Origin of the sequence: Pseudomonas sp. BT-42-2 (assembly GCF_025847435.2) — a bacterium.
Classification (GTDB): domain Bacteria; phylum Pseudomonadota; class Gammaproteobacteria; order Pseudomonadales; family Pseudomonadaceae; genus Aquipseudomonas; species Aquipseudomonas urmiensis.
On sequence record NZ_JAOYTM010000004.1, the window covers coordinates 189795 to 210628 of the forward strand.

At 59.1% G+C, this 20834-nt stretch carries 24 protein-coding genes and 4 pseudogenes; 11 read left to right on the forward strand and 17 right to left on the reverse strand.

All coding sequences use genetic code 11. The annotated features are described in order from the left end of the window. Positions 1-80 precede the first annotated feature (80 nt). Entirely contained in the window at positions 81-374 is a 294-nt protein-coding gene (locus OIU19_RS03435; protein WP_186554871.1) for a hypothetical protein, read from the forward strand. Next, positions 371-577: pseudogene (locus tag OIU19_RS03440) on the forward strand (hypothetical protein); the annotation flags it as partial. The gene OIU19_RS03435 and the pseudogene OIU19_RS03440, both read left to right, overlap by 4 nt. Here OIU19_RS03440 and OIU19_RS03445 read toward each other — a convergent pair. After that, positions 575-850: a hypothetical protein gene (locus tag OIU19_RS03445; protein WP_186554869.1), complete on the reverse strand. Its 276-nt coding sequence runs from the start codon at positions 848-850 to the stop codon at positions 575-577. The pseudogene OIU19_RS03440 and the gene OIU19_RS03445 overlap by 3 nt on opposite strands. A 153-nt stretch (positions 851-1003) precedes the next feature. Between OIU19_RS03445 and OIU19_RS03450 the strand changes: the two genes are divergently transcribed. Beyond that, positions 1004-1276, forward strand: coding sequence for a hypothetical protein (locus OIU19_RS03450; protein WP_264233325.1), 273 nt, complete (start codon positions 1004-1006; stop codon positions 1274-1276). 794 nt (positions 1277-2070) lie between these two features. Here OIU19_RS03450 and OIU19_RS03455 read toward each other — a convergent pair. The 5 genes and pseudogenes from OIU19_RS03455 to OIU19_RS03475 all read right to left on the reverse strand — a co-directional run. Then, positions 2071-2721: pseudogene (locus OIU19_RS03455) on the reverse strand (tyrosine-type recombinase/integrase); the annotation flags it as partial. A gap of 40 nt (positions 2722-2761) precedes the next feature. After that, on the reverse strand, positions 2762-3004 hold the full coding sequence (locus tag OIU19_RS03460) for a DUF4224 domain-containing protein (protein ID WP_264233327.1): 243 nt from the start codon (positions 3002-3004) through the stop codon (positions 2762-2764). A gap of 252 nt (positions 3005-3256) precedes the next feature. Then, entirely contained in the window at positions 3257-3568 is a 312-nt protein-coding gene (locus OIU19_RS03465; protein ID WP_264233329.1) for a site-specific DNA-methyltransferase, read from the reverse strand. A gap of 259 nt (positions 3569-3827) precedes the next feature. Then, complete coding sequence (locus tag OIU19_RS03470) at positions 3828-4502, reverse strand: polysaccharide lyase family 7 protein (protein WP_264233331.1); 675 nt, start codon at positions 4500-4502, stop codon at positions 3828-3830. 159 nt (positions 4503-4661) lie between these two features. Then, the gene (locus tag OIU19_RS03475) at positions 4662-4841 is read right to left on the reverse strand and encodes a hypothetical protein (protein WP_264233332.1); all 180 of its coding nucleotides are present in this window, start codon (positions 4839-4841) and stop codon (positions 4662-4664) included. 518 nt (positions 4842-5359) lie between these two features. Here OIU19_RS03475 and OIU19_RS03480 point away from each other — a divergent pair. Then, positions 5360-5683 carry a DUF1654 domain-containing protein gene (locus tag OIU19_RS03480; RefSeq protein ID WP_264233333.1) on the forward strand — a complete coding sequence of 108 codons (324 nt, stop codon included), beginning with the start codon at positions 5360-5362 and terminating at the stop codon, positions 5681-5683. Positions 5684-5849: 166 nt separating this feature from the next. Here OIU19_RS03480 and OIU19_RS03485 read toward each other — a convergent pair whose 3' ends face one another. From OIU19_RS03485 to OIU19_RS03510, 6 genes and pseudogenes are all read right to left on the reverse strand, one after another. After that, positions 5850-6161, reverse strand: a complete 312-nt coding sequence (locus OIU19_RS03485; RefSeq protein ID WP_264233334.1) for a hypothetical protein — start codon at positions 6159-6161, stop codon at positions 5850-5852. Positions 6162-6199: 38 nt separating this feature from the next. Then, positions 6200-7057 (reverse strand): S24 family peptidase, encoded by an 858-nt coding sequence (locus OIU19_RS03490; RefSeq protein ID WP_264233336.1) that lies wholly within the window; start codon positions 7055-7057, stop codon positions 6200-6202. An 80-nt stretch (positions 7058-7137) separates the two neighbouring features. Continuing rightward, positions 7138-7698: a hypothetical protein gene (locus OIU19_RS03495; protein ID WP_264233338.1), complete on the reverse strand. Its 561-nt coding sequence runs from the start codon at positions 7696-7698 to the stop codon at positions 7138-7140. Positions 7699-7758: 60 nt separating this feature from the next. Continuing rightward, entirely contained in the window at positions 7759-8109 is a 351-nt protein-coding gene (locus tag OIU19_RS03500) for a DUF5329 domain-containing protein (RefSeq protein WP_264233681.1), read from the reverse strand. A gap of 65 nt (positions 8110-8174) precedes the next feature. After that, positions 8175-9761 carry a phospholipase D family protein gene (locus tag OIU19_RS03505; protein ID WP_264233340.1) on the reverse strand — a complete coding sequence of 529 codons (1587 nt, stop codon included), beginning with the start codon at positions 9759-9761 and terminating at the stop codon, positions 8175-8177. Positions 9762-10172: 411 nt separating this feature from the next. Further along, positions 10173-10331 (reverse strand): annotated as a pseudogene (locus OIU19_RS03510) (DUF1264 domain-containing protein); the annotation flags it as partial. A gap of 305 nt (positions 10332-10636) precedes the next feature. Here OIU19_RS03510 and OIU19_RS03515 point away from each other — a divergent pair. From OIU19_RS03515 to OIU19_RS03525, 3 genes and pseudogenes are all read left to right on the forward strand, one after another. After that, the gene (locus OIU19_RS03515) at positions 10637-11002 is read left to right on the forward strand and encodes a hypothetical protein (protein ID WP_264233342.1); all 366 of its coding nucleotides are present in this window, start codon (positions 10637-10639) and stop codon (positions 11000-11002) included. Positions 11003-11405: 403 nt separating this feature from the next. Continuing rightward, entirely contained in the window at positions 11406-11819 is a 414-nt protein-coding gene (arfB, locus tag OIU19_RS03520) for an alternative ribosome rescue aminoacyl-tRNA hydrolase ArfB (protein WP_264233343.1), read from the forward strand. A 136-nt stretch (positions 11820-11955) separates the two neighbouring features. Beyond that, positions 11956-12240 (forward strand): annotated as a pseudogene (locus OIU19_RS03525) (membrane-bound PQQ-dependent dehydrogenase, glucose/quinate/shikimate family); the annotation flags it as partial. 57 nt (positions 12241-12297) lie between these two features. Here the strand turns inward: OIU19_RS03525 and OIU19_RS03530 are convergent. Both OIU19_RS03530 and OIU19_RS03535 read right to left on the reverse strand, forming a co-directional pair. Beyond that, positions 12298-12483, reverse strand: a complete 186-nt coding sequence (locus OIU19_RS03530; protein ID WP_264233345.1) for a hypothetical protein — start codon at positions 12481-12483, stop codon at positions 12298-12300. A gap of 338 nt (positions 12484-12821) precedes the next feature. Next, on the reverse strand, positions 12822-13739 hold the full coding sequence (locus OIU19_RS03535; protein WP_264233347.1) for a LysR substrate-binding domain-containing protein: 918 nt from the start codon (positions 13737-13739) through the stop codon (positions 12822-12824). A 143-nt stretch (positions 13740-13882) separates the two neighbouring features. Here OIU19_RS03535 and OIU19_RS03540 point away from each other — a divergent pair, with 143 nt between their 5' ends. From OIU19_RS03540 to OIU19_RS03550, 3 genes are all read left to right on the forward strand, one after another. Further along, positions 13883-14374: a GNAT family N-acetyltransferase gene (locus tag OIU19_RS03540; protein ID WP_264233348.1), complete on the forward strand. Its 492-nt coding sequence runs from the start codon at positions 13883-13885 to the stop codon at positions 14372-14374. A 68-nt stretch (positions 14375-14442) separates the two neighbouring features. Continuing rightward, a complete protein-coding gene (locus tag OIU19_RS03545) occupies positions 14443-14796 on the forward strand; it encodes an SH3 domain-containing protein (RefSeq protein WP_264233350.1) in 354 nt (117 codons plus the stop codon). A 467-nt stretch (positions 14797-15263) separates the two neighbouring features. After that, positions 15264-15458 (forward strand): hypothetical protein, encoded by a 195-nt coding sequence (locus OIU19_RS03550; protein ID WP_264233352.1) that lies wholly within the window; start codon positions 15264-15266, stop codon positions 15456-15458. 129 nt (positions 15459-15587) lie between these two features. On the opposite strand, the gene OIU19_RS03555 is transcribed toward OIU19_RS03550, so the two are convergent. Continuing rightward, the gene (locus OIU19_RS03555; protein ID WP_264233355.1) at positions 15588-16487 is read right to left on the reverse strand and encodes a LysR family transcriptional regulator; all 900 of its coding nucleotides are present in this window, start codon (positions 16485-16487) and stop codon (positions 15588-15590) included. Between the two features lie 100 nt (positions 16488-16587). Between OIU19_RS03555 and OIU19_RS03560 the strand changes: the two genes are divergently transcribed. Next, on the forward strand, positions 16588-17349 hold the full coding sequence (locus OIU19_RS03560) for a TSUP family transporter (RefSeq protein WP_264233357.1): 762 nt from the start codon (positions 16588-16590) through the stop codon (positions 17347-17349). Position 17350: 1 nt separating this feature from the next. Here the strand turns inward: OIU19_RS03560 and OIU19_RS03565 are convergent, their stop codons facing one another. Further along, on the reverse strand, positions 17351-18775 hold the full coding sequence (locus OIU19_RS03565) for a sensor domain-containing diguanylate cyclase (protein WP_264233359.1): 1425 nt from the start codon (positions 18773-18775) through the stop codon (positions 17351-17353). 150 nt (positions 18776-18925) lie between these two features. Continuing rightward, positions 18926-20755: an SLC13 family permease gene (locus tag OIU19_RS03570; RefSeq protein WP_264233361.1), complete on the reverse strand. Its 1830-nt coding sequence runs from the start codon at positions 20753-20755 to the stop codon at positions 18926-18928. Between the last annotated feature and the right edge of the window lie 79 nt (positions 20756-20834).

Here is a 20834-nt window from a genome sequence, read left to right on the forward strand (position 1 = left end):
GCATAGTCCGCCGAGTGGTACTGGCGCGGTAGCGGTGCTCAGTGGTGGAATACTGTATCGATATACAGTATTGGTGTTCTATGTATTTCCTCATCGTTCGGCGGCGCGAGCGCGGTGTAGCCCTTCCTCCAGAAAAGCTTCGGAAGGTCCAGGCACTGCGAGCCGACATTCATATCGGAGATCACCACAGCGAGCCGCTTGGCCGCGTATCGACACAAGCCTGGGTGTTCAACTCGGCGCCTGGCCCCGACATCATTCCTAGGCTGCACGATGCAAAGGTCAACGGCATGGCCCAGCTCGGAATCAACATCAACGGCCTGGAAGATATCGACGGCGTGCTGTACGCGCAGTCGTGGTGGTGCCGGACGGTATGATCAGCGGACTGCCAAGAGCCTGGCTAGATGAGCTCAACGACCAGTTTGCATTGGCAACCGATCCAGATGGACGGGCCGCTGTTCTCTGCGCGATGGCGATGGCCGCGCATCGGCGCCGAGAGGTTGATGCCGATCAGCTCAGTGAGATGCTTGAGTTTGCCGAGGCTGCTAGGGTGTGGGCCCTGCTGGAGCATGAGCAGTCAGGCGGCGTGTTCCATATCGACCAGACGCCATAGCTCTTCCTCAATGTACTCCGCATAGCGCTCAGCTACCTCGGCGCATCCATTCTGGCCGAGGTCATGAACATTGCCATCGGGATCGAACCACTCTCCTGAGATCGCTTGGAATTCAAGCTCCCGGTAGCCAAGGGCGTCGGGATCGTTTGCCCAAGCGGTGAGGTGAAACGGCTCGTCCACCAAGCTAGTGACTTCGCAATGGAGCACGCAGGCCTCGGCCTCAATGTCGACATCATACATTCCGCCTCCCCCGACTCCCGATGCACCGGCGTCGATGTATTCGGTGGAGTACATAGGCAAGGAATGGTGCCCCGTTAGCGACGAGAAGTCGACCAGCCGGCCTGGCCTGCCAGCCCATCTATACTGGGCTCTCCAGCAAAAGGAGAGATGATGGTGAGTGGTCGTTACGGAAGCCCTGAGCACGGCGAGTTCCTGCCGGGCATTGTCATGCCGCCGGAGATCCATGGGCTGCTCCGACAGCGGATCGCCGAAATTGAGACGGGCGATACGGCGGTCAACTGCCTGATCGCTCAGGCGCGGGCTGAGAGCTTGGTCGAGGCGTTGGAGGTGCTGAAGGTTTTGCCGGCCCATGCGATAGAGCGGTTGTATTTAGTGATTGAGCATTCCACTAGGGCCAGGCTCACTGAGCTTGATGGTCAGGTTTAGGGCTGGCTGTGTGAATAGCCATGGAAAGAAAGGGGGTCTGTCGGCAGAACGCCGGAGGAGGGATGTTCGGCTGTCTAAAACTCGAAGGGTACATATCGGATTTACTGGGCGAAACTCGCCCAAAGTCGCCAATGCATATTAGACAGCTTCGACGCATAGGCCGCTAACGGCGCGGCCTGAGGTTGATTTTCCACACTACTGCTGCAGTACTGGAAGCTGACAAAGTAATGCTTGGGGGAATCTGCGGTATGATGTGCGGCCAATTGCCATCATATGGAGCACAGCTTGAACCCTATCACGTTTGTCTACTTCGTCATCCTCGCTGTTGTCTCTGCGACAGCATTTGGTTTCTATAACACGATCGCTGACCTCAACACTCAAGCCGTGTCGTGTATCCGTCTTCAAGGGGCTGAGCAGGATAAGTGCTTGAAGGATGCTGCACTGAAGGCGCAGGCCTTGTCCACCGTTGTGCGGGCTGTCACCAACACTACGGAATAGCTTCGAATTTCGATTCCAAAACTGAAGCGGCGGCCCTTGTGGTATGCGGCCTGTAGCCGTGCCGTTTCGTCTTTGTTTTGGAATCGATTTCGCCACTGACGCCGCATGGATAGGGCGCTTGTAACACGGTCTTGAAAACCGTCGATGGGCAACTATCCTAGAGTTCGAATCTCTACGCTTCCGCCACATTCAAAGCCCTGATTATTCAGGGCTTTTTGCGTTTTTGGGGCATAGAGAAAGTACCCATGGGAACGCCCTGGAGAATGGTTTGATTTGCCAGCGCTGACAATACTTCGCTACTTGGTGGGTTTCGCCAAGGCTCCAATTCGGCGATAAACCCGCTCGGTAATGTCGCCCTTGGTATGCCCCAGTAGCAGGCTGGCGTGGTCAACATCGGTGATCTCGGAAGCTGCCTTCGGACGAATGTCGCGGAACTGGAACTGGCTGATCCGGCCGGCCAGAACCTGGTCACCGGCCGCGACTGCTTCCTTCACTGCTTCCTCTCTGGCGTCATCCCAGCGATGGCGCAGCATGGGCGCGGTAACCCGTCTGCCGTTATCGGTCAGCAGCAGGTAAGGCGAGCTATGTGAAGCATTGCGTTGCAGTATCTTCCTGATCAGGACGCCCAGGCTGCTCTCCACGCCATCGACCTCGAGCATGATCCGCAACTTCTTGTGGGTCTTCTTCTGCTTCACGTCGAGCGCCTTGCCCTCGATGTCATCCCTCCGCATCACCAGAACGTCCGCTGGACGCTGGCCCGTCAGATACGCCAAGTCCATGGCGTCCTTCAGCTCACCCACTGCTTTCGCATACACCGCGTTCCAGATCGCGTCGTTGGCGTAGAAGTCCCGCGGTACTTCCTTGTTTTTGCGCACGCCCTGACACGGGTTCTCGTTGGTGGTGAGCCCCCATTCCCGGGCGATGTTGAAGATATGCGACAGGGTGCCCGGCGGCAAGTCCCTGTTCTCTGTCTTCCTGGGGCGCATTTCACCTCACCTTCGATATGTCTGGTGTCCACGTGGGGGTGGCCGGCGGCGGTGGCGCCATTGGGACCACCTCAAGGGTTACGCCCAGCTTCATGCGGACGTAGTGGCGACCCACCAAAGGCCGCCCGCTTCGGGTCTCAACGAACACCCAGCCGCGCTCTTTGAGCCAGCGGCGCTGGTAGCCCCTGGCCTTGTAGCCGGTCAGCTCGACCAACTCTTCGTCCGAAAGGATCTCGGTTTCCATGGGATGGTCTCCACGCCGCCGGGGGCGGCAGGTTGGTTGTCAGGCTGCTGGCGCAGGGCTGACGATGTAGTAGCTGGTGCACCTGCAGCGCGGGCACACCATGGTGCTGGCGCCCTTAAGCCATTTGCAGGGCGCGAGCACGCACTCGCTCTCCTTGTGCTGGTTGCGGCACCGGGAGCACTTCACTGTGATATCGGACACGGTTCATCCTCGCCCGCGCATGTCGGCGGGCTTGAATAGTAGGGGGATGGGTTAGGCGCGCGCTTCGAAGAGTTCGATCTGCGCTGCCGGGGTATCGTGGATGCTGATTGCCTCGGCGATGCGCTGCTGGGCAATATCGATGTACCCAAGCGGGTTGCCATGTTCGTCGGTGTCTTTCTCGATGCCGATGAAACGTCGGCCCAGCTGGATGCAGGCAACGCCGGTCGTGCCGCTGCCCATTGTGTTGTCGAGCACCACCTGGCCAGGATTGGTGTAGGTGGCGATCAGGAAGCGCATCCAGCCGACTGGTTTCTGGGCTGGGTGGAAGTTGGCGGTCTGCTTGTCGCTCGAGAAGAACTGCACCTCGCGGCCCCCTGTAGATCAGGTAGACCAAACCCACCGTGAAAGGTGGCCTGGCGCCTGCCAATGCGGTCGTATGTGAAGGGAAGGGGATGCGGGATGCATCGGGGTGTGATCTGGCGGGTCCGTCTCATCCTCGGCGGGAGCGACCCCCCGATTTGCAACCATGTTGCCGCGCTTAGATGCTTCGACTCAGATCACACTCCGATGCAGCCTGCGATGGAGAGCAGGGCATCGGGCCGTCTTTCCGGCTGTGATTGAGTTAGCTGTGGGTCAACGAAAGGCTGCTGATGACGCAGATTGAGCCGTCCTCGGCCGGCGTGGCATCGGTGTAGTCGATCTGGTTGTAGACCCCCCCATGGAACTCAAACAGACGAGAATCCCACGTGTCGTCGAGCTGCAACGCTCCGGATGAGCCTGATACTCCGTTGCACTGAGCTGCAACGGTGACCAGCCCTTTCGCGGTGACGTGGATGCTTACGGTGAACTTCGCTCCGAGCGGTACACCTTTGAGCACAGTCGAGTTAACGGGGGTAGTCTGGTTGTACGTGGTGCGGAAGCCCATGGTGATGTTCCCCTTGTTCCAGAACACCTTCACCGGTGGGCTGTCATCACCGCGGACATGCATTTGCGAGATCACCACCTTCTGCGCCGAGTTGACCTTGGTGAGCGTCATCTGCTGACGATTCCAGTGATTCGGTGCACTGGCCAGGGTCCAGTCGGTGGATTCGGACCATTCGCAACGGGTCCGATGCGTGCTTTTGCTCGAGGCGCCCTTGGTTGGTGCCGAGAACTTGATAGAACCGTCGCTCAAGACCTGTACGACGCTCGGGTATTGGGCGATCGCCACCGCGCCGCTCACCTCGAGGGCGACAGGGTTTGTCGAAGATACTGGCACGGGGGTGGTGATCGTTAGATTGCTGATGTTTACGGTCATGGGTTACTCCTGACGATAAAATCATTGGCCTGGCACGATTGCCTTTCAACCGTGATGCGTGCATCCGCATCCCTCTGTGCACTTTGGAAATGCGCAGAAGGATGAGTTCGCGAGTAATTCGAGCCGGCTAGGCCCTGTCGCCAAGGCCAGCCAGTGAAATCAGTCGTTAAATCCAGGCTTGTCGCCAAGCCGCTTTTGACGCTCCGCAACCAATGCTTCTGCGTAATCAAATGCCATTTCGGCAGCCTCTCTAGGCGAGCCTGCGCCGCCTTGAGAAATCAGGCCCAGCAGCGCCGCAATGGCAATCCCTTCTTTGTCTTCGAATTCAGCTCGAGTCATGGCGTGTCTACTCCTTGGTTGGATTCCCAAAGCACCCGGTCGCCCAGGTGCTTCAGTGAATCGTTCTGTGTTTCTCCGCACCCGCTTACCAGGTCATTCACTCAGTTCGGTCAACACCTCGTCCGCCGTCGCAGTGGGCTGCGCGTTGGTTGTCTTTCGGGACAATCGGATCGCCGGTCGCCGGTAGAGGCAAGTGCGGTTTTGTTCATCGGTTTACTGACCTCCCACCGATAGAGCCGGGAGTGACCTAACCGGCTGGGCCGGGTAGTCGGGCATGGCGCTGGCTGTTAAAGAGCGACGGCCGGTGAGGGCCTCGGCAGTCCCTGGTTGGTGACTGCTTGAGGTGAAATTTAGCTATACGCTAAGGCTTTGTCAATAGCTCAGAGCTAAATTATTTTCGCTGAGCGACAAAATTCCTCCTGCCAGAGATTTGTTTCGCGGGATCTTTACCGGGCGTTTAGCACTGAGATATGCTTCTCAAAATACTGTACAAATATACAGCATAGGGAGAGGGAGCTATGCCAAAACAGAATAATTCGGCGCCCAAAAAGCGTGAGGAAATGTCCGGGTTAGAGCGCCTGAGCTTGCGAGTCTCTTCGATGATCAACCACCCGATCGCGCAGACGCAGCGCTGGGTTACGATCCATCGCCTGGACACGGACGGGGAGGCTGAATGGGAGGAGGTGATCGGGCTGATCGCTGAAGTGTCAGAGCTTGATCTGACGTTTAATGACGACGGAACGGTGACCGTAAGGTGGGAGCGAAGCGCGCTTCAGGAGCGAGACGACTTCATCATCGAGGAGGACAGCGAGGTTGAGGTGGAGGAGGAAGCGCCTTTCTGATGGGCACGTAAAAGCCCGCCGGGCTTTTTGTCACGCAGATTACTTCGGGATATGAGCGAGGATAGGAGCCAGATACTGCTGAACAACCCACCAGCCAGCACCAAATATCGCGAGCGCACCACCGAGCGCCCAGGTGGCAGCTTGCCCTTTGGTGACTACGTTCTTATCAAGGCCCTCGATACGGGTATCGATTTTTCCGATAGCCACTTTGATCTCGGTAACACTCGTATTGAGAGGTCAACTGGGTTTCAAGCCGCTCCAGTTGCTTGCTCATTTCTCCACCATCCTCGCCTTTTTCGCCGAGAAGCTCGGCGATTTTCGACATAATATCCCGTGTTTCGCCTAGCGCGCGCTCCTGACTATCTAAAATCAGATCCCAGTCTCTGGTTCGAGCTCGCATCGATCTTGAGTGAGCAACTGGGGCAAGACCTCTCGATTTTGAGTCCTCAGGCTTTGATGATTCATCGTCCTCAGCCATTTGTCATCCTTACACAGCATAGCTCGGCATGCTAATGCCTACACCAAGTGAGCATTCCACACCAGCAGCACCCTGGCCTGGATGTAGGTTTCTTCCCGACGGATCATCCGATCCTTATGCTTCGGGTTGTCCGAGATCATCTCGAAGTACTCCTCGTCCGCGATCTGCAGTCGCTTGATGTACTCGTGTCCACCCCAGGAAAAGTAGTAGATCCCATCACCCGCGAATTCCCGAATGCTGACGTCGACGATCAACGGGTCACGATTCTTGATCGTGGGCGCCATTGACTGACCCCATCCGGTGACTAGCTTCAGGTGATAGTGTTCTTTGAACTCTACGCCCAGCTCGCGCAAATGCTTTGGGCTTACCCGAACGTCTTGTAGCATCTCCGGAAACTCGTGGGTGACCTCTCCGCCACCCATGGCTCCCCGCACATCGTAGTGGGCGATCCACACCTCATCGCCGACAAGTCCTGGCCGAATAAAATCAGCCTTCACTATCGCGGTATCGCCAGCCTCTTCCTTGGCATCTGGCTCCGCTGCGGCCGCCAGAAGGCGTTGCCGAGTTTCCTCAGGAATGCCTTTCCCACTCTTGGCGAGCATCTGCTTGACCAGGTCGGCCGCCGAAAGCGCGGGCTCGGACGCAGGCTCAAAGCCGTTCAGGTCGGTGTTGGTGATGACATCTTCACGCGGGATCGAGTCGAACCAGCCACGCGGCAGCCCCTCAATCTCCTCAATTCTCCGGGCCACATCATCGCCCAGGTTCTTCGCTGTCTTATCCGAAAGTATCTGGCTCAGATGCGCAGGGGCCATTGCCCAGCGCTCCGCGCAGGATCCCTTTCTCTGGCTGCCGATCAGCTTGACCAGGTTGTGCTTGCGAATCTCGTAGATATCCATGGCGCGAAGAATGCCAGTGTTTAGCTCTCTGCTAAATGTGCGCAAAGTTAAATTCTCCTTGCTCGAATATTAGTCATGAGCTAAATTACGCCACATGTGAGGTGCGGGAAAGCCTCCTCCAGAAAACGAGCCCTAAGGGCGCCGGTAAGCTCCGTGATCAGATGCGTCAATATCCCTTTACCTTTGTCCAGGGAATCGAGGTCGAGTTTACCGGCGACGCGCTCTGGGTTAGTGATTGGGGTACCTACATCAAGCGTTTCGCCCCGACACAAAGCCAGGATCAGGTTTTTGTCAGACTGGGTGAGTGAGCCCTCATAGAAATAGCCGAGGTAGTCGCTGTAATCCGTGCCCAGGAAACCGCGATGAAGCAGGTAAGTGATGAGTTTGCAGTCTTTTAGCTGCTCGGCGAAGGTCTCCCCATATCCGCTCATGCTCGCTTCCCTGAATGGCATGGTTTTCAGCTTCGTGATCTGCTTTTGCAGCAGTGCAAGCTTGGTGTCGATTTCTTCCAGGGAGATAGCGAGGCGAGCTGCCCGTGTTTCGTACGAAAGCTCTTTGAGGATAGCCACAGGCTGCAACGCATTCCCCTTAGGACTGCCGTAACTGTTCATATTGTGGATAAAGTAACCGGAATGCTCCATCAGCCCCCGATTTGATGAACTGCTGGGTCGATTCTACTGGGAGCGGAGGACTCAAGAGATTTAGCGAAATTCCCGTTGCCTTTGGAGCTCTCGGTGTAACCAGATGCCAGCCGGTTGCGTACCTTCTGAGCATCGCACCTCATAGGCACGGCCACTCATACTGCTTTTAGTCGCAGCGAGGTCAATGAAGTCTTCCGCGCTTTTCACCCTGTTCTTGCTTTCGAGATAATTCAGCTTCTGCTCCAGGTGCGCTCGGGCTCGGGGGCCTGAGTATTCGGCGCCGTTACGGACAAATGTGCAGTCACTGTTCTCTACAAACTCGAGCAATCCCCGTATCTCATCAGCGGTTTGAAGCAGGGCTACTACTCGCGAGTCAACGATGATTGCGATAACGCAAACACTCACCGCCATCATCAGTTGGCTGATTACCCGCCTGGGGCCTCTCGTCCACATCCGCATGATTTGTCTTTCCCATGCTATAGCATCTTTTCAAGCCCTATCGTGCTGCTGAGCCAAGAATTGAAGCGCCGCCACCAGCCCCCCGGTTCAGTGGTCAACGTGCGTTGTTGGCCATTGTCTTCGGTAACCCAGACCAGGTGATCATCTTGCAGCCGGGCCTGATAACTTAGAGCAGGTGCCATACCCTCCATCGCCAGTTCGCGCACCCGTCCGGCGAGCTGCGGATCGTCAACCAATACACCGACCTCGGTATTCCACAGCAAAGAGCGCGAATCGAAATTGAACGAACCGACAAACGCTTTTTGCTGGTCGAAAACCATCGCCTTGGTATGCAGGCTGGAGTCGGAGCTGCTAGAGGGGCCGCTGGAGGAGCCCTTGCGAGAGAAGCGCGGCTTGGTATCGCTGTCACTTCGATCACCGGCTTGACGACGTAATTCGAACAGCTGCACACCATGCTCAAGCAAGGTCTTGCGATAGGGTGCGTAAGCACCGTGCGAAGCCGGTACGTCGGTGGCCTCCAGCGAGTTGGTCAGCAAGCTGATCGACACGCCGGCGTCGGCTCGACGGGTCAGGTAAACCACCCCCGGTTGTCCAGGCACCATGTAGGCCGATACCAAGATTAACTCCTTGCTAACTCCGTTGAGCTCGGGTGCCAATTGGGTGGCCAACAGCAAGTGCGGAGCGGGTTCACCACTTGCCAATACTTTGCTCGGTGCATCCCACATCGCTTTGTTCCAGGCCCAGATCAACTCCGTGCGCCAGTTGTTCAGGCGTGGCTGAGTGGTATAGCTCATCAATTGCTGATAGAGCGCGTGCTTCTGGGTGCGCGTTTCCTCCAAGGAGGCATCCAGCCGAGTCCGAAGATCTTTCAGGTCTTTGCTCGAGGGCTTGAACGATATGAACTGCTCGATGGGCTTGCTGAGGACACTGTTCCAGTACTCATCAAAACTATGTCCCAACTGTGCTGCGACCGGGCCGACACTGAGCATGTCAATGTCAGTGAAATTTCTGTTGGGCTCGGCATCGAAATACTCGTCACCCAGATTGCGCCCTCCAACGATGGCCACGCAATTGTCTACCAACCATAATTTGTTGTGCATACGCCGGTGTTGCTGAGAGAGGTTGAATAGCCGACCCATCGTGCGTGTCACGACGGTACTGCGGCCAAGATGGAGAGGATTGAACACGCGGATCTGTATATGCGGATGCATCGTCAGTGTCGCGATGGTTTGCTCCAGGTCATCGCTGGTTGTGTCATCGAGCAAGATCCTGACGCGCACGCCACGGTCGGCAGCGACGAGGAGCTCGCTCAGCAGTATTCGAGTACTTATACCGTCGTGGACGATGTAGTACTGCAGGTCAATGCTGCTTTGGGCACTGCGAGTCAGCTCCGCGCGGGCGGCGAAAGCTTCGGCACTCTCCGGGAATAGGCGAAAGCCCGATTGTCCTTGATGTGGGACAACCTGGGCCTGGATAGATCGGCCGAATGCCGAATCGTTCGCAGGCAAGGCGTGACTGGGTTCGTAGGGAATGTAGGCTGTTGTACAACCACCAAAGAGAAGCGTGAGTGACAGAAGGGCAATCTCGAACTGTTTTATTCTCACGGAGCGCACCCCGACGATGATGATGAGGGTCTCGGATCCCGAAGAATGGCCATTCCCTTACCACCAGCATCCGGCCGTAACGCCCGTCTGCAATGCGTCTTCGATCTACGGTGTTGTTTAGGAAGCGTAGTTCATCCTCTGATGACAGCGGACTCGGCCTTAGCTGCGCCGGAGGCAAGATGGAAGCTCCTGACCTCAATGCGATGTTTGAGGTTGGCCATGAGGTGGCAACCTGTTAAGCCCCCACTGTCGTGTTATCCATAGCAAGCGGAGCGCGCCGGCCAACGGAGGGCTAAAGGCGTGAGGATAAAAGCCCGACAGGGCGGTAACCTGGCTATGCCAGGTTGCGGTTCACGACAGCCGTCCCCGAAGGGGCACGCACAATGGCGGAGCTATACACCTCTGAATTTGCTATTGGCTGGAACGGCTGTTGGTATTCGCCGGAGTCGATGTAGCGGGGCGGTGCAGATGCGCGCCAGTTGGATCGGTGATTTGAATGACGTTACCGTGCTGCCAGCCATCAGCCTGGGGATCAGCTGCAGGAATACGAATGTCAGCCCGCTCAGCTTTTGATAATCGATTGCATTTGTTGCACACCTTTTGCGCACCCTAGGGTGCGCTTTTTTGTCTGCGTGTACGCTCGAGGCTCCCCACGACCGGCTACGTTCTGTAACGCGCTTTTGATGCAGGCATTACTTAACCCTAATGGGGGCTCGAGGCAGCCAGTCAGTGCGGCGCCAGGTAAGGCGTGCTAGAGCTCCTCACCTAAGCTAGCCGAACTCTATGACCACTCGTGACTCGGCCTGGGGAGTAGGCAAGTGGGGGTCGTGTGTAGCAATTTGCGTTGTGGAAAAGGGGGTGAGTGGCTGAAGATCATGAAGCGCTCACTGGCAATTTTGGGTAGAAAGCCGGGGCGGATTTTGGCGTCGATCTCTGTGGGAGAGGCACTGCGCTACGAGCAGGAGACGCTACAGCGTGCCCCCATCAACATGATTTGCAAGAAGTCGACTCGGTACGTACGAGCTTTGGTGACCGAACTTGCGGCCAATGATCCAGCAGCGCCTACCATCAACCAGTTCGGTGCCCGGCTTCCTGCTGAGTTCTGTCATCGAAGGCTAGGAGTGAAAAACCAGCCCTTTAGGAAGGCAGTGGGCGAAGTAATGGCAAGTGGTCAAGGCTTCGTTTTCTGGTTGGATGCGTTGGCCATCTGCATTGTCGGTTGTCTTCATTGGTTGAATTGAGGCAGTTGGTTAAGCGGAAAGCCAGCGACACGAATTAACTCAACAATGGTGCAGTGTCGGACAACTGTAACTCAATGATTTTGCCGGAGCTTACAAGTGTGCAGTCAGATGCGTGCTTGGTGGGCGGGGGAAGATTCCTTGGAAAGCCATGGAATCGTTGGGGTTGGCGAATTTTGGTAGTTTTGATTTGCAGGGTATACAGGGTTTGTGGGAGGAGGGATACCTTGGATAAGGGTTCGAATCTCTACGCTTCCGCCATAATTTTTAGTACAAGCCCCGATTATTCGGGGCTTTTGCGTTTCTAGGGGTTTGTAAGAGCGCCAGCAGCGGCCGCAATTGCGTGTTGCCCTATGGGAGAGCGGCGGAGGCTGTGATAATGGGGGGCAATCACAAGGGCCAAGTCATGCTGACCATCTCCAATAACGTGCATCTGCCGGATGCCGAAATCGAACTCACCTACATCCGTGCACAAGGTGCGGGTGGGCAGAATGTCAACAAGGTGTCCAGCGCGGTGCACCTGCGCTTCGACATCCCGGCCTCATCGTTGCCTGAGTTCTACAAGGAGCGGCTGCTGGCGCTGCGTGACAGTCGTATCACCGGCGACGGTGTATTGATCATCAAGGCCCAGCAGTACCGCACCCAGGAGCAGAACCGTGCTGACGCATTGGCGCGTCTTGCCGAGTTGATCATCGCAGCCGGCAAGACCGAGAAGAAACGCCGCCCCACCAAGCCGACCCTTGGCTCCAAGACCCGCCGTCTCGAAGGGAAAGCCAGGCGCAGCACTGTCAAGGCTGGTCGGGGCAAGGTGGAGTTCTAGCGCAGGTGGTGGAACGTTGCTGGGGAGTTTCAGTTCTGGTAATGCCAATATCGCCTGAGTGAGCAATGTAGGGTTGGGATCTCCTACACCAGCGATCTTTCCGATGCCGAACCTGGGTTACTGCCTCAGGTATTTCCCGCTGGGCATGCCGACGCTGGGCGGGCCGACCTCGACTGCATCGGGCCTGGTGTTCTTCGCCGGTACCCAGGACTACTACCTGCGCGCGCTTGATTCGGCCACTGGTAAAGAGGTGTGGAAGGCACGCTTGCCGGTGGGCGCCGTGGCCGCGCCATTGATCTACGTATCGCCAAAAACCGGCAAGCAGTATGTGCTGATCTCGGCTGGTGGGATGAGCCATTCGCCTGATGTGGGGGACTACATCATCGCCTATGCGCTGCCAGACAACGTCTCCAAGCACTAAGCACGCCTGACAATAATCCCCGTTCCCGGGGATTATTTTTGCCTGCTGCGGCTGAGCTTATTGCAAGGTCGGTGGCTTAAACGGGCCCTGTAACTGGCCTAACGTTGCTTCGATGCCGGCAATCACCTTTTCAAGGTTATCGGCTTGTTCATCATTGCCCATCGCTCGCAGGTGATCACGCTGTTGTCGCAAGGTAAGCAGGTTCTTTTGCAGGGCGACCGCTGAGGTAGTAAACGTTTCCATGTCTGTCTCTGGCTGATGGCATCCATGCCGTTGTAGGAATATCCGGACCGTATCAGCCAATTCCAGGCAGTGGAACTGCGTTTTCATACAGGGATTGGTCTGTCGCGGGCTTCATCCTACTAAGCCGCCAGAAGCTTCCTACAAGCCTAGGTGAGCCGGTATTGCTAAGTGTGTTCAGGATTGCGCCGGCAGGCCAGTGAACAAGCCGCTTGGCGTTCATATAGCCTCCCTCGATCCTGGTGCTTGCCAGGCAGGTCGTTTATCTGTGTCTCGCGCGAATGGCGAAACGTTATGTTGCAAATAGGCTCGCTCCACTTAAGGCGCGTGGAGGCCCGGCGTTAACCAGGCTCGTGCTGTAGTACTTCCTGCAGCAGCCACTGCGCGACCAACGTGCTCGCCGAGCCCGCTGCTGGGGGCTGGGCCGTGAGCAGGTGAAACCCAGCTGCGCTGTGCAGTTCGTGCCCCTCGAGGGCAATCACCAGGGTGCCGGCCTTCAATGCGTTCTCGACCAATAACTGCGGTACCAGGGCGATCCCCATGCCTTGCTCGGCGGCCTCGATGGCCAGGATGGTCTGGGAGAAGGCCGGGCCGCTGAAGCGGGTGCCGGGCAGGCCGTAATGATCGAACCAACGTTTCCAATTGTTGTGGCTGTCTGAAATCAACGCTACGTCGCTGAGTTCTGCTGGCTGTTGCCAGCGTCGCTCCCCGCGCAGCGACGGGGCGCACACGGGCACGGCCTGGCCGGCTAGCAGCGGGCGGGCGTGGGCATTGGCAAAGGGCGGTGCACCCCAGCGCACGGCCATGTCCACCGCGCCTTTACCGCTGAGCGGGCGGGTGCTGTCGGAGGCATCGATCATCAGCGCGATCTGTGGATGCGCGGCAGCCAGGCGGCCCAGGCGCGGGATCAGCCAACGGCTGGCGAATGCCGGAGTAGTGCTCAGCAGCACTTGATGCGGGTCTTGCGGGGCATCGCGTTCGAGCAGTTCGCGGCTGGCATCTTCGATGATGTGCAGCGCCAGGCGGACCCGCTCCAGATACTCACTGCCCGCGCGGTTGGGCCTCAAGCCGCGTGGCAGGCGCTCGAACAGTGCTTGGCCGAGTTTCTCTTCGAGCGTGCGTACCTGCTGGGCCACCGCGCCGGGGGTGACGTGCAGCGCTTGGGCGGCGGCGCGGAAACTGCCCAGGCGCGCCGCCGCCTCAAAGGCGACCAGGTGATTGATCACGTAAGGCGTGGTGCGTCGTTTGGAAACGCTCATCCAGTAGTTGTCCTGCAGGCTAGGCCCGCTGATCGAGAAGTTTGAAGTGCCCGCCGATTCTGGCCCGAGGGTGCTGTGCTAGCAACCTGAAGGTGCTCAGTTGCGCTAGCATGTCGGCCTTCAACTGTTTTGCGGATTTTGCCATGAGCACTGCCATCTTTCGCCACGCCACGCCCCATGACGTGGATCGCTGCTTCCACATCGAAACTAGCGCCTATGAGGGCGACGAAGCGGCCACCCGCGAGAAAATCGCCACGCGCATTGCGCAGTATCCCGAGGGTTTTGTGATCCTTGAGTTGGACGGCCAGGTGATCGGTTTCATCAATAGCGGCTGCGCTGAGCACGTGGTTATGTCCGATGAGGCGTTCAAGGAGCTGGTCGGCCATGATCCGCGCGCCGCCAATGTGGTGATCATGTCAGTGGTGGTCGACCCGGCCTTCCAAGGCCGTGGCTATGCGGGCTTGCTGATGACGCGGTTCGTCGAGCAAATGCGTGAGCGCGGCAAGGCGAGCATTCACTTGATGTGCAAGGACCAGCATGTGGGCCTGTACGAGAAGTTGGGTTATCGCTATGTGCAGCCGTCGGCCTCTGATCATGGCGGCATGGCCTGGCATGAAATGGTGATGGCGCTCTGAGCAGGTGCGTCAGGTTTTGTCGCATCGCCTGCTAGGATCCGGCCTTTTGGCTAGCCAGGGAGAGGCTTGTGAAGTACGTCGTGATCGCAGCACACCGCTCTGAATACCCACGTCCGATCCGTTTTGCCCAAGGTGAGATGCTCGACATCGGCCCGCGCTATGCCGGTGAGCAAAATTGGCAGGACTGGTACCTGTGCAGCTGCGCTGGGCAGGAGCCTGGTTGGGTGCCGGCGCAGGTCATCGAACGGCTCGGTGTTGCCCGGGGCAGGGCGCTCGAACAGTACTGTGCTCACGAACTGGATGTCGATCCGGGGCAGCGGGTGCTAGGTTTGCGCCCGCTCAATGGGTGGCTGTGGTGTCGCCGCGAGGCCAACGGTGAGCTGGGTTGGCTGCCGGCCGAGAAGCTGCGCCCGGTGGACTGATCGGCTCATCTGATCCGCTTTTTTTCCACCAACCTGCATCTGTAACCGTATCAGCGAAACGTCGAAAATGCTTACCAGGCCCAGCCTTCCAAACCGGTGTGCGCTGGGCAAGTTGCGCTGCTCTGCACCCGCATCGGCCAGCTCCGGCATTCTGTTATCACACTGTAGAGGTTCCAATGGGCAAGCTCTCGCTGTTCCTGGGTGGTTTTCTGCTGCTGACAATCCTCATTGGCCTGCTGGGTACCATTCCGCCCACCTGAGGCCGCACGCCCTATCCTTGAGGTCCGTCCTATCCAGCAGAGACGGGCCTGCACCTCTCAACGGGCTTTTTGCCCGTTTTTTTGTACCAGTTGGATAAGTGGTAGCTGCAAGCAATTCTCAAGTGCGAATGGCTCGTGTAATCTCCCGCCGCCATCAAAGGGTCTCACGCTAGAGGACCCGTCACTTGCCTTGGAGTTGAGATCTACATGGAATGCAAGAAGGGCGCTGCCGCGATGCTGGCGTGGCGCAACCGGTTTCTCGCAGAGGCTGGCCTGCAAGAGGATGATTACGACCAAGCCTTGCGCTGTGCCGAAGAGCTGGAACGCTCGGGAGTGATCAGTGCAGGGGAGTGGATCGAATTGGTCAAGCAAGCCAATTCGGCGTTGCTGCGTGCGCGATAAGTCGTTCTTTGTGCGAGGAAAACTGTCCACAGAAAACGTGGGTAGGTCTGTGGATAAATCGCTGTAAGTAAGGCCGGTTGCGGCCTCTGTTAAATTGGGCAGAATTTGAACAGTGATTGGCTTGCTGTATCACGGCTTGCCGCGACGCAGCGCTTGCAGTAGGTCGCGCATCCTCGCCGGCAACTCCCCGGCCGGGTACACCGCATGCATTTGTGGATCGTCGCCACTGCTTGAGGTCAGGTGATAGCTAGGGCAGACGCGCACCAACCGACCTGCTGCGACCTGTGGTTCACCCACCCAGTCAGCCAATCGAGCGATACCGGCCCCAGCTAGGGCGCTGTGGAACACCGCGCTTCCGGCGCTCAGGCGCAAGCGAGGGCGTGGCTGCAAGCGGGTGATCTGCCCGTCGCGGCAAAAATGCCAAGCCTTGAGAATGCGCGGGGCGGTGTGCAGGATCAGCGCGTGTTCGCTAAGTGCTTCCGGCTCCTGCGCAAGGCCTGCGCGGGCCACGTAGTCTGGGCTGGCGTACAGGTGCCGACGGTAGCTCCACAGGGGGTAGCCGATCAGTTCGCTGGACCGCGGGAAGGCGCCGCGCACCACGAAGTCGAACTTGCCTTGAAGCGGGTCGAGGCTCTGGTCGCTGAACTGCACGTCCAGGGTGACCTGCGGGTGGCGGCGAGAGAATTCAGCCAAGACCGTTGGCAGCACGTGCTGGCCAAGCAGTTCAGGCGCGGCAAAACGAATCCAGCCCTGCGCCGTACCACTCAACGCCGCCAGTTCATCGGCCGCATCGCGTTGCACATCGAGCAAGCGCTCGGCGTGTGGCAGCAAGCGTTCACCCGCTTCGGTCAGGGTGACGGCGTTGGCGTTGCGGTTGAGCAGCTTGCTCCCGGCGTTGTCTTCCAGTGTTTGTAGCGCCCGGGTGATCGCGCTAGGCGAGCGGCCCAGGGCGCGGGCAGCAGCGACGAAGCTGCGCTTGTGCGCGACGCTGACGAAGGCCTGGATTTCGCGCAGCATGTCCAATGCCATGAGTGGCTCCTTGTTGCAGTTTTCGCAATATGGCATTTCAGCACAAGCGCGTGGCTTTGATTAGCCTTGGGCTCTGTTTTTTCTGCCTGGAGCCCTCGCCATGATGGATGTTGTCCTGCTGTCGCTGTTTGCCTTCGCCGCTGGCTTGATCGATGCGGCGGTGGGCGGGGGCGGGCTGATCCAGATTCCGGCACTGTTCAATGTGCTGCCCAGCGCCCAGCCGGCGGCCCTGCTGGGGACCAACAAGCTGGCCTCGGTGTGTGGCACCGCGTTCGCCGCGCGCTCGTTCATTCGCAAGGTGAGCTTGGACTGGGGCCTGATCGTGCCGGCGGCGCTGAGCGCCTTCGTCATGTCGTTCGCCGGGGCGGCGACCGTGTCATTGGTGCCGCCTAGCGTGATGCGCCCAGCGGTGCTGGTGATGATCGTGCTGATGGCGGTCTATACCTTCTGCAAGAAAGACTTTGGCACCTTGCACAAGCCAGCGCAGATCGGCCGTAAGGAGCAATGCCTGGCGGTGCTGATCGGCGGTGCAATCGGCTTTTACGATGGCTTGTTCGGGCCGGGTACCGGCAGCTTCTTGATCTTCCTGTTCATCCGCTTCTTTGCCCTGGACTTCCTGCACGCCTCGGCCTCGGCCAAGCTGGTCAACATCGCCACCAACCTGGCGGCGCTGGTGTTCTTCATTCCCACCGGTAACGTGCTGTATGCCATGGCCTTGCCCATGGCGCTATGCAACATCCTCGGCGCCCTGACCGGCACCTGGCTGGCGGTGCGCAAGGGTGCAGGGTTTGTCCGTGGGCTGTTCCTGATCCTGTTGTGCGTGCTGATCGCCAAGCTGTCGTGGGACTTGCTGGCTGGATGAGTCAGACCACCTGGCGCTGCGGCTCGGCCTGTTCGACGCGGTTGCGGCCATGGGCTTTGGCGCGGTACAGCGCTTTGTCGGCGCGTACCAGCAGTTCGTCCAGGCTCGGTGCCGGGGTGTCGGCAGTACAGCCGTCCAGGCCAATGCTGACGGTGATCTGCAAGCGCGGGTCGTTATGGGTCAGGTGCAAGTCCTGGATCGCCCGGCGCATGCGTTCGGCGGTGAATTTGGCGCGTTCAGGGTCAAGGCCTGGAATGATCACCACGAACTCCTCACCCCCCAGGCGGGCGAATAGCTCTCCGTCGTGCAGTTGGTCCTGCAAGGCGTTGGCGAACTGGCGCAGCACCTGGTCGCCTACGCCATGGCCATGACGGTCGTTGATCGTCTTGAAGTGATCGATGTCGAGCATCATCAAGGTCAATGGCAGCGCCTGGGCGTGCTGTTGGCGGCTTTCGAGCAGGGCATTGGCGCGGCGGGTGAAGGCGCTGCGGGTGAGTGCGCCGGTGAGGTGGTCGATGGTCGCCTGATGGGCCAGGCGGGCGAGCAGGCTGCGGTTGGTGTTGCTGACACAGGCGACCACCAGTGGGCCGAGCACCAGCATGGCGATGCCTAAGCGCGCTGACATCAGCGTGGTCACCCCTGGAACGCTCTGCGGCACGCTGAAATGCATGAGATTTTGCGCCACGGCAACGATCAGCGTACTGCCGGCAGTCAGTGCCAGCAGCGACACCAGAAACGGAGAGTAGGTCCAGGCGCACCACAGCAGCGCGGCAATCGGGAAGGCGATGGCACCCGGCCCGCCGAAGGCGATGCTCAGGGCCAGCGAGGCCAGCAGCACCAGCATCGGCGCCAGGCGAATCGCCTGGCCGCTGCCGCGTAGCAGCGCGCCGGTATTGGGCGCGGTCAGCAACGCCGGCAGAACCAGCACGCTGGTGGAGAACTGCTCGCTGAACCAGGCCAGCCAGGTGGCGCGCAGCGATTCCTGGAACCACGGCGCCGCCATCACGCAGGCCATGCTCGCCGCAACCATCGCGCCCGCTGCGCAGGCACCGAATACGCTCAACACCCCATGCGGCGTGCGCATGCGTCGGTGCAAACGCGGCAGGCGCGACAGCAGCAGCCAGATGGTGACGATCACGCCCAGGTTGCACAGGTTGAACCACAACGCCGGCGGCCAGGTACTGCCACAGGCAAGGTCGGCGCCGACCATGGCTACCCAGATCAGGACGAAACCGAGCGGATTGGCCAGGCGTGGATAACGCAGCAGCACCCCCGCCAGCACGGCGTTGACCGGCCAGAACAGCGACAGCGATTCGATCGGACGGGCCAGTATCCCAGCCAAGGTCAGGATGAAGGTAAGGCTGAATAGCGCGAGGTGAGGCAATGGGCGCGAATGAGCTGGAAACACCATGGGCTCTACCGGCAAGCGGAGACGGAATCCAGGACAACGACTTCAAGGCACCTGGGACATATTCGTATCAGTGTGTTTCGAGAGCAGGGTTGATGTCAATTGGATATTATCGCGGCACAATCCAGACCGATAATGCCATTTTGCCGCTATTCGCTGACATCACCTTTACAGCCCGAAGAACCACGGCACCATCAACACCGTTACCAGCATCACCAGTACGGTAAATGGCACACCGACTTTTATGAAATCGGCAAAGCGGTATTGACCTGGCCCCAACACCAGGGTGTTGACCGGCGAAGACACTGGCGTCATGAACGCCGCCGAGGCTGCCAGGGCCACGGTCATGGCAAACGGGTAGGGCGACATGCCCAATTGGCTGGCGGTGCTGATCGCCACGGGCGCCATCAGTACTGCGGTGGCGGTGTTGGAGATGAACAGGCCAATCACCGCCGTTACCACGAACAGGCAGGCCAATATCGCGCTAGGCCCAGCGCCGCCGAGCAGCCCGACCAGGCCGCTGACGGCGAGGTCGATACCACCGGTTTTCTGCAATGCCAGGGCAAACGGCAGCATGCCGACGATCAGCACCAGGCTTTGCCAATGGATGGCCCGGTAGGCGCTGTTCATGTCGATGCAGCGGCCAGCGCCCATCAGCAGGCAAGCGATCAGCGCGGCGAGCACGTTGGGCACCACGCCGCTGACCATCAGGCCGACCATCACCGCCAGGCTGATCAGGGCAAAGGGCGCGCGGCTGCGGGCTGGCGCGACCTGATCGATCTCGGCAGGCAGGCTCAGTACCAAAAAGTCTTTGGCTTGGCTCTGAAGCTGGCGCACCGCTTTCCACGGGCCGACGACCAGCAGGGTGTCGCCCAGGCGCAGTTTTTCTTCGACCAGTTGCTCCTCGATGGCCGCCTGATCGCGACGCAGGCCGACCACGTTGAGGTCGTAGCGGCTACGGAAGGCCAGTTCCAGGATGCTTTTGCCGATCAGTTGCGAGCCCGGTGGCAGGGAGACTTCGGCCATGCCCACTTCCTGGGATTGATCGATGAAGTAGGCGGCCTTGAAGTGTAGGGGTTCGAGCTGCATGGTCTGGCACAGGCTGCGCAGGTCGTCGCGGTTGGCGAACAGGTCGAGCAACAGCACGTCGCCTTGGTGCAGCACGGTGCCGGAGTCGGCGGTAATCACCCGGGTGGTGAATTTATGCTGGCGCTCGATGCCGATCACGTTGGCGCCGTGGCGGGTGCGCAGCTCCAGCTCGCCCAAGGTATGTCCGATCAATGGCGACTGCGGGCGGATGCGCAGGCGGCGTTCGCGGCCGTTGAGCTTGTAGTCCAGCACCAGGTCGAGCAGGGTGCGCCGGGTTTCTACGCGGCCATCCTTGCGCACTTCACCGATGAGCCAGCGCCGGGTGAGCAGCATGTAGGCCACGCCCAGAGCCAGCACGACCAGGCCGAACGGGGTGAAGCTGAAGAACGTGAAGCCTTGCTCGCCGTGGCGCACCAGCTCGCTGTGCACCACCACGTTGGGCGGCGTGGCGACCAGGCTGAGCATGCCGCTGATTAGCCCGGCGAAGCTCAAGGGCATCATCAGTCGACTGGGCGAAATGCTCAGGCGCGCGGCAATGCTCAGCACCACCGGGATGAAGATCGCCACCACGCCGGTCGAGCTCATGACTGAACCCAGCCCTGCGACCGATACCATCAACAGCACCAGCAGGCGTGCTTCGCTATTGCCAGCACGGGCACTCATCCACTCGCCGATGCGATAGGCGATGCCAGTGCGCACCAGTCCTTCGCCGATCACGAACAACGCCGCGATCAGCACCACGTTAGGGTCACTGAAGCCCGCCAGGGCTTGCTCAACGGTGAGGATGCCCGACAGCGGCAGAAACAGGATCACCAGCAGGGCGACCACGTCCATGCGCGGTCGGTTGATGACGAACAAAAGGACGACGACGGCCAACAGGCCTAGGACCGTGAGCAGCTCAGGGTTCATCGGGAGGGGGTGTTCCTTCACTCAAGGGGGCACGAAAGACAGTAGCAGCCAGTGTGCCATTGTGGGGTGAAGGGTGTAT

Coding starts and splice junctions, on each gene's coding strand:
- OIU19_RS03570 (WP_264233361.1), bottom strand. CDS start 20,755: ATGAACCCTGAGCTGCTCACGGTCCTAGGCCTGTTGGCCGTCGTCGTC.
- OIU19_RS03490 (WP_264233336.1), bottom strand. CDS start 7,057: ATGGATATCTACGAGATTCGCAAGCACAACCTGGTCAAGCTGATCGGC.
- arfB (WP_264233343.1), top strand. CDS start 11,406: ATGCTGACCATCTCCAATAACGTGCATCTGCCGGATGCCGAAATCGAA.
- OIU19_RS03470 (WP_264233331.1), bottom strand. CDS start 4,502: ATGACCGTAAACATCAGCAATCTAACGATCACCACCCCCGTGCCAGTA.
- OIU19_RS03555 (WP_264233355.1), bottom strand. CDS start 16,487: ATGGCATTGGACATGCTGCGCGAAATCCAGGCCTTCGTCAGCGTCGCG.
- OIU19_RS03550 (WP_264233352.1), top strand. CDS start 15,264: ATGGAATGCAAGAAGGGCGCTGCCGCGATGCTGGCGTGGCGCAACCGG.
- OIU19_RS03515 (WP_264233342.1), top strand. CDS start 10,637: ATGAAGCGCTCACTGGCAATTTTGGGTAGAAAGCCGGGGCGGATTTTG.
- OIU19_RS03560 (WP_264233357.1), top strand. CDS start 16,588: ATGATGGATGTTGTCCTGCTGTCGCTGTTTGCCTTCGCCGCTGGCTTG.
- OIU19_RS03500 (WP_264233681.1), bottom strand. CDS start 8,109: ATGGCGGTGAGTGTTTGCGTTATCGCAATCATCGTTGACTCGCGAGTA.
- OIU19_RS03530 (WP_264233345.1), bottom strand. CDS start 12,483: ATGGAAACGTTTACTACCTCAGCGGTCGCCCTGCAAAAGAACCTGCTT.
- OIU19_RS03460 (WP_264233327.1), bottom strand. CDS start 3,004: ATGGAAACCGAGATCCTTTCGGACGAAGAGTTGGTCGAGCTGACCGGC.
- OIU19_RS03495 (WP_264233338.1), bottom strand. CDS start 7,698: ATGGAGCATTCCGGTTACTTTATCCACAATATGAACAGTTACGGCAGT.
- OIU19_RS03535 (WP_264233347.1), bottom strand. CDS start 13,739: ATGAGCGTTTCCAAACGACGCACCACGCCTTACGTGATCAATCACCTG.
- OIU19_RS03540 (WP_264233348.1), top strand. CDS start 13,883: ATGAGCACTGCCATCTTTCGCCACGCCACGCCCCATGACGTGGATCGC.
- OIU19_RS03475 (WP_264233332.1), bottom strand. CDS start 4,841: ATGACTCGAGCTGAATTCGAAGACAAAGAAGGGATTGCCATTGCGGCG.
- OIU19_RS03485 (WP_264233334.1), bottom strand. CDS start 6,161: ATGGCTGAGGACGATGAATCATCAAAGCCTGAGGACTCAAAATCGAGA.
- OIU19_RS03480 (WP_264233333.1), top strand. CDS start 5,360: ATGCCAAAACAGAATAATTCGGCGCCCAAAAAGCGTGAGGAAATGTCC.
- OIU19_RS03445 (WP_186554869.1), bottom strand. CDS start 850: ATGTATGATGTCGACATTGAGGCCGAGGCCTGCGTGCTCCATTGCGAA.
- OIU19_RS03435 (WP_186554871.1), top strand. CDS start 81: ATGTATTTCCTCATCGTTCGGCGGCGCGAGCGCGGTGTAGCCCTTCCT.